Annotated in this window: 12 protein-coding genes; 9 read left to right on the forward strand and 3 right to left on the reverse strand. The window is 68.8% G+C overall.

All coding sequences use genetic code 11. The annotated features are described in order from the left end of the window. Nucleotides 1–27 precede the first annotated feature (27 nt). The 3 genes from frr to rlmN all read left to right on the forward strand — a co-directional run bounded on the left by frr (nt 28) and on the right by rlmN (nt 2,755). Complete coding sequence (frr, locus tag H507_RS0106060; protein WP_026377855.1) at nt 28–582, forward strand: ribosome recycling factor; 555 nt, start codon at nt 28–30, stop codon at nt 580–582. 45 nt (nt 583–627) lie between these two features. Next, the gene (locus H507_RS0106065; RefSeq protein WP_026377856.1) at nt 628–1,509 is read left to right on the forward strand and encodes a phosphatidate cytidylyltransferase; all 882 of its coding nucleotides are present in this window, start codon (nt 628–630) and stop codon (nt 1,507–1,509) included. 88 nt (nt 1,510–1,597) lie between these two features. Then, nucleotides 1,598–2,755: a dual-specificity RNA methyltransferase RlmN gene (gene rlmN / locus H507_RS0106070; protein ID WP_051139709.1), complete on the forward strand. Its 1,158-nt coding sequence runs from the start codon at nt 1,598–1,600 to the stop codon at nt 2,753–2,755. An 18-nt stretch (nt 2,756–2,773) separates the two neighbouring features. Here rlmN and H507_RS0106075 read toward each other — a convergent pair whose 3' ends face one another. From H507_RS0106075 to H507_RS0106085, 3 genes are all read right to left on the reverse strand, one after another. After that, nucleotides 2,774–3,322, reverse strand: coding sequence for an NUDIX hydrolase (locus tag H507_RS0106075; RefSeq protein WP_022909836.1), 549 nt, complete (start codon nt 3,320–3,322; stop codon nt 2,774–2,776). Further along, entirely contained in the window at nt 3,319–4,461 is a 1,143-nt protein-coding gene (locus tag H507_RS0106080; protein ID WP_022909837.1) for an LOG family protein, read from the reverse strand. Before H507_RS0106080 ends, H507_RS0106075 begins: the two co-directional genes overlap by 4 nt. A gap of 83 nt (nt 4,462–4,544) precedes the next feature. Then, a complete protein-coding gene (locus H507_RS0106085) occupies nt 4,545–5,936 on the reverse strand; it encodes a serine hydrolase domain-containing protein (RefSeq protein WP_022909838.1) in 1,392 nt (463 codons plus the stop codon). A gap of 238 nt (nt 5,937–6,174) precedes the next feature. On the opposite strand from H507_RS0106085, the gene H507_RS0106090 reads away from it, so the two are divergent. The 6 genes from H507_RS0106090 (at nt 6,175) to H507_RS15150 (ending at nt 14,322) form a co-directional block, all read left to right on the forward strand. Then, nucleotides 6,175–7,605 (forward strand): purine-cytosine permease family protein, encoded by a 1,431-nt coding sequence (locus H507_RS0106090; protein ID WP_022909839.1) that lies wholly within the window; start codon nt 6,175–6,177, stop codon nt 7,603–7,605. Between the two features lie 8 nt (nt 7,606–7,613). Further along, nucleotides 7,614–8,840: a 1-deoxy-D-xylulose-5-phosphate reductoisomerase gene (gene dxr / locus H507_RS0106095; protein WP_026377857.1), complete on the forward strand. Its 1,227-nt coding sequence runs from the start codon at nt 7,614–7,616 to the stop codon at nt 8,838–8,840. Beyond that, on the forward strand, nt 8,840–10,120 hold the full coding sequence (locus H507_RS0106100; RefSeq protein ID WP_022909841.1) for a M50 family metallopeptidase: 1,281 nt from the start codon (nt 8,840–8,842) through the stop codon (nt 10,118–10,120). Before dxr ends, H507_RS0106100 begins: the two co-directional genes overlap by 1 nt. A gap of 123 nt (nt 10,121–10,243) precedes the next feature. Continuing rightward, nucleotides 10,244–10,378 carry a hypothetical protein gene (locus tag H507_RS18365; RefSeq protein ID WP_022909842.1) on the forward strand — a complete coding sequence of 45 codons (135 nt, stop codon included), beginning with the start codon at nt 10,244–10,246 and terminating at the stop codon, nt 10,376–10,378. Then, nucleotides 10,375–11,523, forward strand: a complete 1,149-nt coding sequence (locus tag H507_RS0106110; protein ID WP_022909843.1) for a N(5)-(carboxyethyl)ornithine synthase — start codon at nt 10,375–10,377, stop codon at nt 11,521–11,523. The genes H507_RS18365 and H507_RS0106110 overlap by 4 nt, the downstream gene beginning before the upstream one ends. Nucleotides 11,524–11,676: 153 nt before the next feature. Beyond that, complete coding sequence (locus H507_RS15150; protein ID WP_084707640.1) at nt 11,677–14,322, forward strand: ExeM/NucH family extracellular endonuclease; 2,646 nt, start codon at nt 11,677–11,679, stop codon at nt 14,320–14,322. The last annotated feature ends 12 nt before the right edge of the window (nt 14,323–14,334 follow it).

The following is a 14,334-nucleotide window of genomic DNA, read 5'->3' on the forward strand; positions in this document are numbered from 1 at the left end:
GCCACCGCAACGAAGGAAGCTGACGTGATCGCTGACATCCACAAGGACGCCGAGCAGAAGATGGACTCGGCCATCGAGTTCGCTCGTGACGAGTTCGGTGCCATCCGCACCGGGCGCGCCCACCCGTCCATGTTCAACAAGCTGATGGCCGACTACTACGGCGCCCCCACCCCTCTGCAGCAGCTGGCCACCTTCCAGGTGCCCGAGGCGCGGGTGGTGCTGATCACTCCCTACGATCGCTCCGCCATGAACGCCATCGAGCGGGCCATCCGCGACTCCGACCTGGGCGCCAACCCCTCGAACGACGGCAACATGATCCGCCTCGTGCTGCCCTCCCTGACCGAGGAGCGACGCAAGGAATACATCAAGATGGCGCGCAACAAGGCCGAGGAGGCCCGGGTCTCGGTGCGCAACGTGCGTCGCAGCGCCATGGACCAGGTGAAGAAGTTGGTCAAGGACAAGGAGATCGGCGAGGACGAGGCCAGCCGGGCCGAGAAGGCCCTCGACGAGGTCACCAAGAAGCACACCGACCAGATCGACGACCTGCTCAAGAGCAAGGAAGCCGAGCTGCTCGAGGTCTGAGCCGAGCCCTGTGCTCGGTTCGGCCCGTCAGCGACCCGGTTACCCATGACTCACGTGACGCCGACGTCAGCGGCAACCCCCACACCCCACAGTCGGGCTGGCCGCAACCTGCCCTCAGCCATCGGCGTGGGCGTTGCCCTGTCGGGCGCCGCCCTGATCACCCTGCGTTGGTTCCACTGGGGGTTCGTGGGCATCACGGCCCTCGCGCTCGCGCTGGGTGCGGTCGAGGTGAACCGGGCGATGTCGCGGATCGGGATGACGGCTGCGGTCAAGCCGATCGTCGCGGCCGCCTTCCTGATCCCGCTGGGCAGCTACTGGGCCGCCAGGCACCCGGAGAGCGGCTTGAGTTCCAATGCGCTGTTGTTGGCGATGCTGGCCCTGACGGTGCTGGTGGCCCTGGTGTGGAGACTGCCGGGTGGGCCGCAGGGCTTCGTCAAGGACGCCGCCGCTTCGGTCTTCATCATCGGCTACCTGCCGCTGCTCGGCTCGGCCGTGGCGCTGATGCTGGCCGGTGACCTGGGTGCCCAGCGCATCGTTGCCTTCCTGTTCTGCGTGATCGCGAACGACACGGGCGGCTACCTGTTCGGGGTGCTCTTCGGACGCACCCCGATGGCGCCCACCATCAGCCCCAAGAAGACCTGGGAGGGGTTCGCGGGGTCGGTGATCTCCGGCGTGGCGGTGGGCGTGCTGATGGCGACGTGGTTGCTGCACGTCGACTGGTGGGTGGGGGTGGTGCTCGGGGTGACGATGGTGGCCTTCGGTACGGCCGGCGACCTGATCGAGTCGATGATCAAGCGCGACGTGGGCATCAAGGACATGTCGAGCTTCCTCCCCGGCCATGGTGGCATCATGGACCGTCTCGATTCCTTGTTGGTCGCCGCCCCGGTGGCCTGGCTCGTGATGTACCTGTTCGTGCCGGGAGGCTGACGTGACCGATCTCGACCGTGATGTGGACGCCGTCGTGCCCGACGAACGCAACCGGGCTCGTCCGGGTCGCAACCATGCCGCCCCGCCTCTGCCCGCGGAACCCCTGGCGGAACCGGGCAAGGCGCTTCCGCTGGTCTTCACCGCCCCGAAGAGGAACAAGCCGGCCCGGCACTGGATCGACCTGACCGCCGACGAGCGCACCCAGGCTGTGGTGGACCGAGGGCACAAGCCGTTCCGCGCCAAGCAGCTCAATCACCAGCTGTTCGAGAAGCACAACACCGACCCGGCCGCCTGGACCGAGATCCCCGCCGCCGCGCGGGACCAACTCGCTGCCGACCTGTTCCCCTCACTCCTGACCGAGGTCAGCACCCAGACCGCCGACCAGGGCGCCACCGTCAAGACCCTGTGGCGCCTCCACGACGGGTCGTTGGTCGAGTCGGTGCTGATGCGCTACGCCGCCACCGACACCTCGTCCGGTCGCTCCACCCTGTGCGTGTCCTCGCAGGCCGGTTGTGGCATGGCCTGCCCGTTCTGCGCCACCGGTCAGGGTGGGTTGCAGCGCAACATGTCGAGCGGCGAGATCGTGGCCCAGGTGATCGACGCCGCCGGGCGCCTCGGCCGCGGAGAGGTGACCGGCGGGCCAGGGCGACTCAACAACGCCGTGTTCATGGGCATGGGGGAGCCGCTGGCCAACTACAAGGCCGTGATGGGGGCCGTCCGCACCATGACCACCCCCGGTCCCGATGGCCTGGGCATGAGTGCCCGCGGGGTGACCGTCTCGACGGTCGGCCTCGTGCCCCGCATCCACCAGCTCGGCGACGAGGGCATCCCCGTGACCCTGGCCCTGTCGCTCCACGCACCCGACGACGAGCTCCGCGACGAACTGGTGCCGATCAACACGCGCTGGAAGGTCGACGAGGTGGTGGACGCCGCGTGGGACTACGCCCGACGCACCAAGCGCCGCGTCAGCATCGAGTACATCCTGATCAAGGACATCAACGACCAGGCCAGCCGGGCCGACCTGCTCGCCCAGGTGCTGAAGAAGCGGGGCGACTGGTCGTGGGCGCACGTGAACCTGATCCCGCTCAACCCGACTCCCGGGTCGAAGTGGACCGCCAGCCGCAAGTCGGACGAGCGCGAGTTCGTCCGCCGGTTGGAGGCGCGAGGGGTGCCCGTGACGGTGCGTGACACCCGGGGCCGCGAGATCGACGGCGCCTGCGGGCAGCTGGCGGCCAGTCAGCGCTGAGCCTGCGGCGGCCCGTCATCAGGTGAGGGAGGCGCGGGCGCGCTCCACCAGCCGGGCCAGGTGGCGGACTTCGTCTGCCGCGTCGTCCAGGTGGAACCAGGCGACGTCGGTGGATTCCTCCGAGACGGTTGGCACGGCATCCCCCGGCACCAGCGTGGCGTAGCGCACGTCCAGGTGCTCCTGGCAGACGCCGAACGAGCCCACCAACAGGTGCGCGTCGAGTTCAACGGGCACCAGCGGCCTCTCGAGCACGAGCCCTGACTCCTCCGACCCCTCCCGGCGGGCGGCGGCCTCCAGTGAGGGATCCTCCTCCTCGAGGTGGCCGCCGAACTGCAGCCACTGGCGGGCCCGCCGGTGGTGGGTGAGCAGCACCTTCTCGAGGGTGTCGTCGAGCACCAGCACCGAAGCGGTCAGGTGGGCGGGCAGGACGCCCTTGACGAGGGCTCGCTGCCCTTCACTCGCCAGCAGGGCGAGGTAGCGGGTGCGCAGCTGTTCCTGCTCCAGGTCGCCCCTCGGCCAGTCCTCCAGCGCTCGCACCACGTCTGTGGTCACCGTCGCCCAGCTCATCCGTGATCCTTTCCCAGCAGCACCTCGGCCGCCTCCTCGATGGTGTCGACCAGATGGATGTGGCCCCCCATGGCCCGACCGTCCCCCAGCGACTGGAGCAGGGGCCACGCCGGCAGGGTCCTGGTCCAGTGTTCGACGCCGACGAGAACCATTGGTGAGGGCCGGGTCTCGTCGGCCGCGTAGTAGTTCCCGGTGGCGGCCTGGAAGATCTCCTGCACGGTGCCCGCTGCACCCTCGAGGTAGATGAGACCGCGCCGGCAGTGGGCGAGCAGCGTGTCCTCGCGCAGGGCGTTGGAGAAGAACTTCGCGATGTGGCTGGCGAAGGGGTTGGGCGGCTCGTGTCCGTAGAACCAGGTGGGCACGCCGATGCTCGTGCCGGTCGCGTCGAACCGCTCCCGCACCTCGAATGCCGCGCGCGCCCACGCGGTGATGCCCTGCCCGCCTTCGGCACGGGGGCGGAAACTGGGCACCCTTCCCAGGTCGTCCACGGCCGCGTCGATCCGGTCGTGCGGGACGGGGTCACCGTTGGTGATCAGCGAGGCACCCAGGTTGGCGGCCTCCATCGCGCCGGGTCCACCGCCGGTGAGCACCGTCAGACCCGCCCGGGTGAGTTCGGCCGCCAGATGGGCTGCCGCACGATAGGACCCGGACCCGCGTTCGGAGGCGTGCCCACCCATGATCCCCAGAGTGTTGGCGGGGGAGAGGGTCGCCTCGAGTTCGTTCAGTGCGTCAGAGATCGCGTGGTCGTGCAGCGACATCGCCAGCGTGTTCGCCAGCGCTTCAGCGGCGGGACGCTGCTGCCACGCGTACACGAGGGCATCGGGGGTACGTGAGTAGTGCTCCTGCAGCCCGGAGTAGAGCTCCTCGGGGGTGTACAGGGCCCCCCGATAGGGGCGAAACGGCAGCCGGGGCAGCTCGGGGAAGACCAGCGCGCCCCTGGCCCGCAGGTCGGCGTCGGCCTCGGGGGTGAGCTGGCAACCGAGGAACACGGCGTGGTTGACGGGGCGCTCCGACAGCTGCTGGGTTCGCTCGCGCAGGTCGATGCCCTGCAGGGCGACGCGGCTCAGGCCTCGGGGAGGCGTGGCCGCAAGCCAGCTGTCGAAGTCGTCCACGGACTGCAGTTCCACCAGATGGGGCATGGCGCCACCCTAGTCAGCCGGTCGGGCGGTCACCCCGGGACCGCTCGAGCGGACGGCAACCCGGCCCCGGGGCATGACCGCCCTCAGCGGTCCCAGCCGTCGGGCAACGAGATCCCCTTCAAGGTGTCCTCTCCCAGCGGTTGGGCGTTCCACGAGAAGCTGCCACGGTCCGTGTCGCCGGGGAAGTCGAGCAGGGCCGTGTGCGGCGTGTTGAGGCAGGCGAGCCTCACCCGCAGCACGCCCGACTCGTCGACGGCGCCCGCAGCCGAGACATCGAGCGATGACCCGTCCCAGCGCATCACCGAGTCGCGCCAGTGCCCGTGTCCGACCGGGATCCGGTGCTCACCCCCGTCGGGGTCGCTCCACGCGATCAGCCACCCGTCACCGTCGCTGGCCACCCGGGCCGCGCCGCGGTCGGCGATCGTGCCCGACCAGGCCGCGAAGTCGGCTGATCCGGTGGGGACCGGGACGATGGCCGCGGGCTCGGGTGCCTCGAGCGAGTCGAGGGCGGGCAGCAGGATCTGACGCACCTGGTCGATGGTGACCTGCATGTCGCCGACGAGGCTGGTGATCACCACCGCCAGCTTCTGGTCGGGCCAGATCAGTCCGTACTGACCGTAGGCGCCGTCGGCACGGTGGCCGCCGTCGCGCCCACGCCACACCTGCCAGCCGTAGCCCTGGGCCCAGTCGCTGTCGGGTGAGGGGTTGGCGGCGGCGTTCTCGACCCGCTTGATCGCGTACTGGTCGATCCAACCCTGGGGCAGCAGCTGCTCCCCGTCGTGGGCGCCGCCGACAGCGACGCCGCCGTTGGCGACCAGCCCGATGAAGCTCGCCAGGGTGCGCGGCGAGACATGGTTGCCCGAGAACCCGAAGGCGTTCCCGTCGGGGTCGCTGGCCCACCAGCTGGGCTCGCAGTCGAGCTTGTCGAGCACCTCACGGCGCATCAGGTCGTGCACACTCGTCCCGGTGGCACGGGCGACGGCCAGGGCAACCGTGTAGGTGCACAGCTGGTTGTAGCAGAAGGTCTCACCGGGGGTTCCGTCCGGCTCGTGGCGCAGGAACTCACCGATACCGGAGGAGTCCAGCGTCCAACGCCCGTTGAACAGCTCGATGGTGTCGAAGGTGTGCCCCGAGGCCATCGACAGGCAGTGACCCAGCGTGATCGTGCGAGCCTTGGGGCCCACCCTGTCGTCCAGGTGTTCGGGGAACAGGTCGATGACGAGATCGTCCTCGCTCAGCAGTCCGCGCTCACGGGCGATGCCGAAGGCGGCCGAGGTGAACGTCTTGCTCATCGAGTACACGAGGCTGGCCCGCTCCAGGGTCCACGGGGCGACCCCGAACTCGACGAGCCTGACTCCGTCCTTCACGACCGTGAGCGAGTGGAGCTCACATCCGGCTGCCTGCTGCGCTTCCCTGAATTGCTGGATGGCGGGGACGTACTGCTGGGCGGGGGACTGCTCGATCGGATCTGACATGCCCCCATCCAACCGGTATCCGTCCGCTCGGGCACAGGGGACCACCGGTTGGGCGTGTCGGGTTCGGCACACCCGGTCGCTGGGAAGGATCCTTGCCCTTGGCCCGCTGGTGGCATGATCTGCGTCCATGGTCACCACTGTCCCCGAGCCGTCCACCACGGAGCCGTCCACTGCAGGGTCGTCCACTGGGTCGTCCACTGGATTGTCCACTGGGGACGCCTCGACCGGGGCGTCCTCCGTGCCCAGTCGGCACCGCATCGAGATGCAGGGCATCGACGTCATCGCGGAAGCCGACCGGCACGGGTCACCCCGGTCGCTGTTCTGGCCGTGGTGCGCCGGGAACATCTCGGTGCTCTCGGTCTCGTGGGGTGCCTACCTGTTCGACTTCGGCATCTCCTTCGGTCAGGCCCTGCTCGTGACGCTGGTCGGGGTGGTCGGCTCGTTCCTGCTGGTCGGGCTCGTCTCGCTGGTGGGGCAGCGAGGGTCGGCCCCGACGATGGTGCTCTCCCGCGCGGTGTTCGGGGTGCACGGGAACATCCTGCCGGGCATCGTCAGCTACCTGTTGCTGCTGGGGTGGGAGATCGTGCTCACCTCGATGGCGGTGCTGTCGAGCCAGACGGTCGCCGACCGGCTCGGTCTCGGCGGCGGTGGTGTGGCGAAGGTTGCCGTCTTCGCCGTGGTGGTCGCGGTGACCGTCGTGTTGGGCGTGATCGGTTTCGACGCGGTCATGAAGGCACAACGATGGATCACGGTCGCCACCCTGGTCATGACCGCGGTGTTCATGGCCATGACCCTCGACCACATCAACCTGTCCCAGGTCACCTCACACCCGGCTGGAGGGGCCGCGGCGGTCCTGGGCGCGGCCATGATGGTCTTCGCGGGGTTCGGAGTGGGCTGGACGAGCGCGGCGGCCGACTACTCGCGGTACCTGCCGCGACACACCTCGGGTCGCTCCATCGTCGGATGGACGACCTTCGGCGGCTCCTTGCCCGTGGTGGTGCTGATCGGCTACGGACTCCTCCTGTGCGGGTCCGACCCGACGCTGTCGAAGGACTTGGCGAGCGACCCGATCGGCGCCCTCACCTCGGTGCTGCCGACCTGGTTCGTGGTGCCCTTCTGGCTGGTCGCGCTCACCGGTCTGGTGGCGGGCACCATCATGGACCTGTACTCCTCGGGGCTCGCGCTGGTGGCGATCGGCCTGCCCATCAAGCGGTGGGTCGCCGCGGGTGTCGACGGGGTGCTGGTCACGTTGGGCACCATCTACGTGGCCTGGTTCGCCTCCGACTTCCTCACCCCGTTCCAAGGGTTCCTGATCACCCTGGCCGTGCCGCTGGCCGCATGGACCGGGATCTTCTGCGCCGACCTCGTCAACCGATGGCGCGAGGGCTATGACGAGTCCAGGCTGTTCGACTCCGGCCCCACCGGCTACGGGTCGATCCGCTGGTTCCCGGTGGCGTGGCTCGTGCTCACGTGTGTGGTCGGCTTCGGGCTGGTCACCAACTCCAACGCCAACTGGCTCAGCTGGCAGGGCTACCTGCTCGCCCCGTTCGGTCTGGGCGGCAAGGACGGCCCATGGGCCTACGCCAGCCTGGGGGTGCTGGTCGCACTGGCGCTGGGCTTCCTGGGGCAACTGGTGTGGATCAAGCTGCGTGCCAGACTGGTGGGGTGACTGCTGCACTGCGCCGCGTGACCATCCTCGGTTCCACCGGGTCGATCGGCACCCAGACCCTCGACGTGATCCGCACGCGCCGCGACCGGTTCGTCGTCCACGGGCTCTCATCGGGGGGTTCCGACATCAAGGCGCTCGCCGCGCAGGTGCTCGAGTTCTCACCTGCAGTGGTGGCCGTCGCTCGGGCCACGGTCGTGCAGGACCTTCAACTGGCGCTGTACGCGGAGGCGAGTCAACGCGGCTGGAACGCGGGCGACTTCAGACTGCCCAAGATCATCGCTGGCCCCCACGCGTCGACCGAACTGGCCGCCGAGCCCGTCGACGTGGTGGTGAACGCGATCACGGGCGCCGCGGGCCTGCGTCCCACCCTGGCGACCCTCGGGGCTGGGACCACCCTGGCGTTGGCCAACAAGGAGTCTCTGGTGATCGGCGGTCGGCTCGTCACCCGGGCGGCCGCGCCCGGGCAGATCGTCGCGGTCGACTCCGAGCACTCGGCCTTCGCCCAGGCTCTGCGGGCAGGACGCAAGGACGAAGTGCGCAGGCTGGTCCTCACCGCCTCGGGAGGTCCGTTCCGGGGTCGCACCCGCGAGGAACTCGTGCACGTCACCCCCGACGAGGCGATGGCGCACCCGACCTGGAACATGGGCCGGGTGATCACCATCAACTCCTCGACCCTGGTCAACAAGGGTCTCGAACTGCTCGAGGCCGGCCTGCTCTATGACGTCGACCTCGACGACATCGTGGTCACCGTGCACCCGCAGTCGATCGTGCACTCGATGGTCGAGTACTGCGACGGGTCGACCATCGCCCAGGCCTCACCACCCGACATGCGCCTGCCGATCGCGCTCGGACTGACCTGGCCCGACCGGGTCGAGGGCGCCGCCCCTCCCTGTGACTGGACGACCGCCGCCACCTGGACCTTCGCGCCGTTGGACGACGAGGCCTTCCCCGCCGTGGCGCTCGCCCGCCGCGTCGGCACGCTGGGTGGCACCGCCCCCGCCGTCTACAACGCCTCCAACGAGGTGCTGGTCGATGCCTTCTGCGCGGGTCGGATCGGCTTCCTCGACATCGTCGACACCATCACCGAGGTCGTGGACGAGCACCTCTCGGCCCAGGAGCTGCCTGCCGCCCACGTGGCTGACACCGACCTCAGCGTCGAGGCGGTGCTGGCTGCCGACGGCTGGGCCAGGCAGCGAGCCGCTCGCCTGGTGCAGGAGAGAGCAGCGGTGCACTGATGGAGGTGCTCGTCATCATCGCGGGGGCGATCGGGTTCTTCGCCCTGATCATGGCCTCGATCGCCCTGCACGAGGTCGGGCACCTCGTGCCCGGCAAGATCTTCGACGTCAGGATCAGCCAGTACTTCGTCGGCTTCGGCAAGACCCTGTGGTCGTTCAAGCGGGGCGAGACCGAGTACGGCGTGAAGGCGATCCCGCTGGGCGGCTACGTCCGGTTGCTGGGCATGTACCCTCCGGCGCGGCCGCAGGCTCGTCCGACCTGGTTGACCAGGCTGGCGGACACTGCCCGCGAGGCCGAGTACGAGCAGATCACCCCGGCCGACGAGGGGCGGTTGTTCCACCAGAAGAAGACCTGGCAGAAGCTGGTCATCATGGCCGGCGGTCCGCTGATGAACATCCTGCTGGCACTGCTGATCTTCACCGGCGTGAACGCGCTGCACGGCCAGTACCGGGCGCAGCTCTCGATCGCCAGTGTCAGCGAGTGCATCGTGCCGGCCGGACGAGCGGCCCAGACCTGCCAGCCCGGCGACCCCGCCACCCCGGCGGCCCGCGCCGGCCTCGAGGTGGGTGACGTGGTGCAGAGTTTCAACGGCACCGCGGTGACCTCGTGGGCGCAGTTCTCCGACCTGATCAGGGCGAACCGTGACCGTCGAGCAACCATCGTCGTCATGCGCCACGGCCAGCCGACCACCGTGACGACGAACACGGTGATCACCGGTGTCGTTGATCGGATCGACCCCTCCCGCACCGTTGAGGCGGGTTTCCTGGGAGTGGGACCCACCTACCGCCTCGAGCGATCGGGCCCGGTCACCGCCGCCCGTGACCTGTGGCAGCTGACGAAGCAGTCGACGGTGGCGTTGGCCAGCTTCCCGCAGCGCGTCTGGAACGTCGCGGTCGACATGGTGACGGGTCGTCCCCGGGACGAGAACGGTCCGATCTCCATCGTCGGAGCGAGCCGGGTCGCCGGTGAGATCGCCGCCGCCGACCAGGTACCGGCAGGCGATCGGGTGGCGTCCTGGTTCACCATGTTGGGGTCGGTCAACCTGTTCGTGGCGCTGTTGAACCTGGTCCCGCTGATGCCCTTGGACGGCGGCCACATGGCCGGTGCCGTGTGGGAGTGGGTGCGCCGACTGGCGGCCCGGGTGGCTCGACGTCCTGACCCCGGTCACGTCGACACGGCCAAACTGCTCCCGGTGGCCTACGTGGTGGGTGGCTTCCTGGCCCTGTCGGGTGCGGTGCTGATCATCGCCGACATCTTCTTCCCCGTCCGCCTGTTCTGAGCAGGCTGCCTGAGAGCGTCCGCGCCCCGACCTCGTTGGCGCTGCCGGAAGCCCACCAATCGACCCGGACGGCGTAGGGTCACAGGATGGAGCCATTCAGGCTTCCTCCCAAAGGACAGTCCCATGAGCGACAAGTCGCCGCGGCAGAGCATGACCAAGAAGACCGGTAAGTCCATCAAGGAGAAGCGCGCAGCCAAGCGCAATCCGGCAGGTGAGGAATTGGTTGCTGACAAGGTGCAGCAGTCCAAGAAGAAGTGACCCTGCTGACGTTGGGTCTGATCTCGACGTCGTCCATGGAGAACGAGCGACGTCTGCCAGTCCACCCTGAGCACCTGTCCGGGCTGGATCCGGATCTTCGCGCTGCCATCACCCTGGAGCACGGCTACGGAGCCCGCTTCGGTGTCCGTGATGAAGCCCTCGCCGACCAGGTGGCGGGGTTCGCCTCCAGGGATTGGCTCCTGGCGCACTGCGACGTCGTGCTGCTGCCGAAACCCCAGCACAGCGATGTCGCGGCCATGGGTCCCGGGCAGGTGCTGTGGGGCTGGCCTCATTGTGTGCAGGACCCGGTCATGACCCAGTTGGCCATCGACCGAGGGTTGACCCTGATCGCGTTCGAGATGATGAACCACCGCACGTCGGAGGGCGCCATGGGGGTGCACGTCTTCCACAAGAACAACGAACTCGCGGGCTACTGCTCCGTGATCCACGCCCTGCAGTTGGCCGGGGTGACGGGTGACTACGGACGGCCGCTGAGGGCGGCGGTCATTGGCTTCGGGGCGACGGCGCGCGGTGCGGTGACCGCCCTCAAGGCGCACGGCGTGAACAACGTCACGGTGTTGACCAACCGCGAGGTGGCGGCGGTGGGGTCGCCGATCCACTCCACGACGATCCGCCGCTTCGAGCACGGCGCCGAGGGCACCCACCACGTGGTCACCGAGCACGGGCAGGAGCCACTGGCCGACCTCTTGGCGCGCACCGACGTCGTCGTCAACTGCACCCTGCAGGACCCGGCCCATCCCTTGGTATACCTCCACTCCGAGGACCTGGCGACCTTCCGCCCCGGCAGTGTGATCGTCGACGTCTCCTGTGATCTGGGAATGGGTTTCAGCTGGGCTCGGCCCACCACCTTCGACGCTCCCACCTTCGTGGTCGGCGAGAACGTCCTCTACTACGGGGTTGACCACAGCCCCTCCTACCTGTGGAACGCGGCGACCTGGGAGAACAGCATGGCCCTGTTGCCGTTCCTGCGGCCCGTGCTCCGAGGAGCCGTCGGTTGGGATGGGGACGAGGTGCTCCGCCGCGCCATCGAGATTCGGGACGGACGTGTGGTCAATCCCGCGATCCTGGCCTTCCAAGGACGAGCGGCCGACCCCCCTCACGACAGGTCGGGCAGCATCCGGTGAACTTCGGGTGAACCGCTCCCGCCGCGCGCGGGGATGGCCCGAGCCCGTGGTTGGGTGAGGCTGCAACCAGCCGATCCAGTCCACCCGGTTCAGTCCGCCCGATTCAGTCCCCCCCGATGCAGTCCCCCCGATTCAGTCACTGGGAGCCACGCCATGCAGCCCTCCGCCCGCGCGGGAGTCGGCCTCGTCCTGTTCGCCACCGCGCTCGTCGGTGTCATCCAGGCCGTGCCGGCCCGCGCCGCCGCCGACCACCTGATCATCAACGAGGCCTACCTGCGGGGCGGTTCCAGCAACCAGCCCTACACCCACAAGTTCGTCGAGATCCTCAACCCCACCGGTTCGCCGGTCGTGCTGGACGGACTGACCCTGCAGTACCGATCGGCCACCGGAACGAGCAACGCGACCACGGTCGTCCCGCTGACCGGAACCCTGGCCTCGGGGGACCTCCACGTCGTGCAGGGGGGATCCAACGGCACCACCGGCACGGCCCTGCCGGCCGGGGTCGTCGACCAGGTGGCCAGCGGACTCAACCCCAGTGGCACCACGGGGACGATCTACCTGGTGCAGGGCAGCAGCGCCACCCTCCCGGATGCGTCCTCGGTGGTCGACAAGCTCGGTTACGGCACGTCCAACTCCCCCGAGGGAACGGCCGCGACCTACACCGGCGCCAACTCCGACCCGGGAGCACTGGCCCGCACCACCACCGACGACACCGGCAACAACGCGGCCGACTTCGCGTTCACCACGGACATCACCCCAGGGGCGGCGAACCCCGGACAGTCCGCCGATGGGGGAGCACCGAGCACCCCCCCTACCAGCACACCACCAGCCCAGTCGCGCACCATCGCCGAGATCCAGGGGACGACCGACACCAGTCCTCTGGTCGGGCGGCAGGTGACCACGCGAGGTGTGGTGACGGCCGTCTATCCCACGGGTGGCTTCAACGGGTTCTACCTGCAGGCCCCCGGATCGGGTGGCGTGCCCAAGACCGCGAGCGACGCCTCGGACGGTGTCTTCGTGTACGGACGAACCGGTGTGTCGGTCGGCAACTGCCTCGACGTCAGCGGGACGGTCGTCGAGTACGGAGGTCTCACCGAACTCTCGAGCGTGACGACCACCGCCGTGGACGACTGTGCGCCGGTCGCCGTCACCGGGTTGGCCACCCTTCCGGTGACCGATGCCGACAAGGAGGCCTACGAGGGGATGCTGGTGCAGCCGCAGGGCACCTACACCATCACCAACAACCATGCGGCGAACCAGTACGGTCAACTCGACCTGGCCGTGGGGGACGAGCCGCTCTACACGCCAACCGACAAGGTGCCCCACACCGAGGCCGCCGCCTACGAGGCCCAGCAGGTGCGCAAGCTGATCACCCTCGATGACGGTTCCTCCTGGAACCTCCTGACCAACTCCACGGCCAAGAACTCCCCCTTGCCCTACCTGTCGGGCGCAACGCCCATGCGCACCGGATCGCACGTGTCCTTCACCGGGCCGGTGATCCTCGACCACCGCTTCCAGTGGAACTACCAGCCCACCCGCCGGGTGGTGGGGGCCGAGGTCGACTTCCTGGCCAGCGAGAACGATCGTCCGACCTCGGTGCCCGCCGTGGGGGGTGACGTCAAGCTCGCCACCTTCAACGTGCTGAACTACTTCACCGACCTCGGTCAGGACGAAGCTGGCTGCAAGGCATACACCGACCGCTCGGGCACCCAGGTCGGGACCAACGGCTGCCAGGTGCGGGGCGCCTACACGCCCGCCGCCTTCGCCGACCAGCAGGCCAAGATCGTCTCGGCCGTCAACGGGCTCGACGCCGACGTGGTGGCGCTGATGGAGATCGAGAACTCCGCCAACTTCGGCCACGACCGCGACCAGACGCTGGCCAACCTGGTCGACGCCCTCAACGCCGCCGACCCGGGCAAGGGCTGGAGGTATGTGCCGACCAGTCCCGCGCAGGTGCCCACCGGCGAGGACAACATCCGGCTGGCCTTCATCTACCGCGCGGCCACCGTGGCGCCGGTCGACGGCTCGGTGATCCTCAGCGACCCGGCGTTCGCCAATGCACGCCAGCCGCTGGGCCAGAAGTTCGAGGTGCGCGGGACCAGGACCTCATTCGTCGCCGTCGCCAACCACTTCAAGTCGAAGGGTTCCGGAGCCGACGACGGCACCGGACAGGGCCTGTCCAACCCCTCCCGCAAGGCGCAGGCCACCGCGCTCACCTCCTGGGTGGGCCAGGTGTTCGCCGACCAGCCGGTGTTCCTGCTGGGCGACTTCAATGCCTACTCCAAGGAGGAACCGGTGCAGATCATCGAGTCCGCCGGCTTCAGCAATGTGGTCACCAGTGATGACACCACCTACCAGTTCGGCGGACGACTGGGTTCACTCGACCACGTGTTCGGCAATGACCGGGCCCGGCAGTTGGTCAGCTCGGGCGCCGTCTGGAACATCAACGGCGACGAATCGGTCGCGTTCCAGTACTCCCGCCGCAACTACAACGTGACGGACCTCCACGCCGCCGACCCCTTCGCGTCGTCCGACCACGACCCGACGGTCGTCGGCATCGTGGCGGTCAAGGTCGTCGACGTCGCCATCAAGGGCAACCGGGTGGGTGTCGAGACCGCGGGGCTGCCCCTCGGTGCCACCGTCACGGTGTCCGCCGTGCTGGACGACGGCAGCACCCGCACCTTCACGGCCACCGTCACCGGATCGGCCCTGTCGTTCAAGGCGCCCAGCGTCAAGAGCGCCACCGTCGAGGTCACCAGCGGTGGCCACGTGGTCGGGTCGGGTTCAGCCGTGAAGTGAGGTGCGGTCCGG

This window comes from Aestuariimicrobium kwangyangense DSM 21549 (assembly GCF_000421525.1).
Classification (GTDB): domain Bacteria; phylum Actinomycetota; class Actinomycetes; order Propionibacteriales; family Propionibacteriaceae; genus Aestuariimicrobium; species Aestuariimicrobium kwangyangense.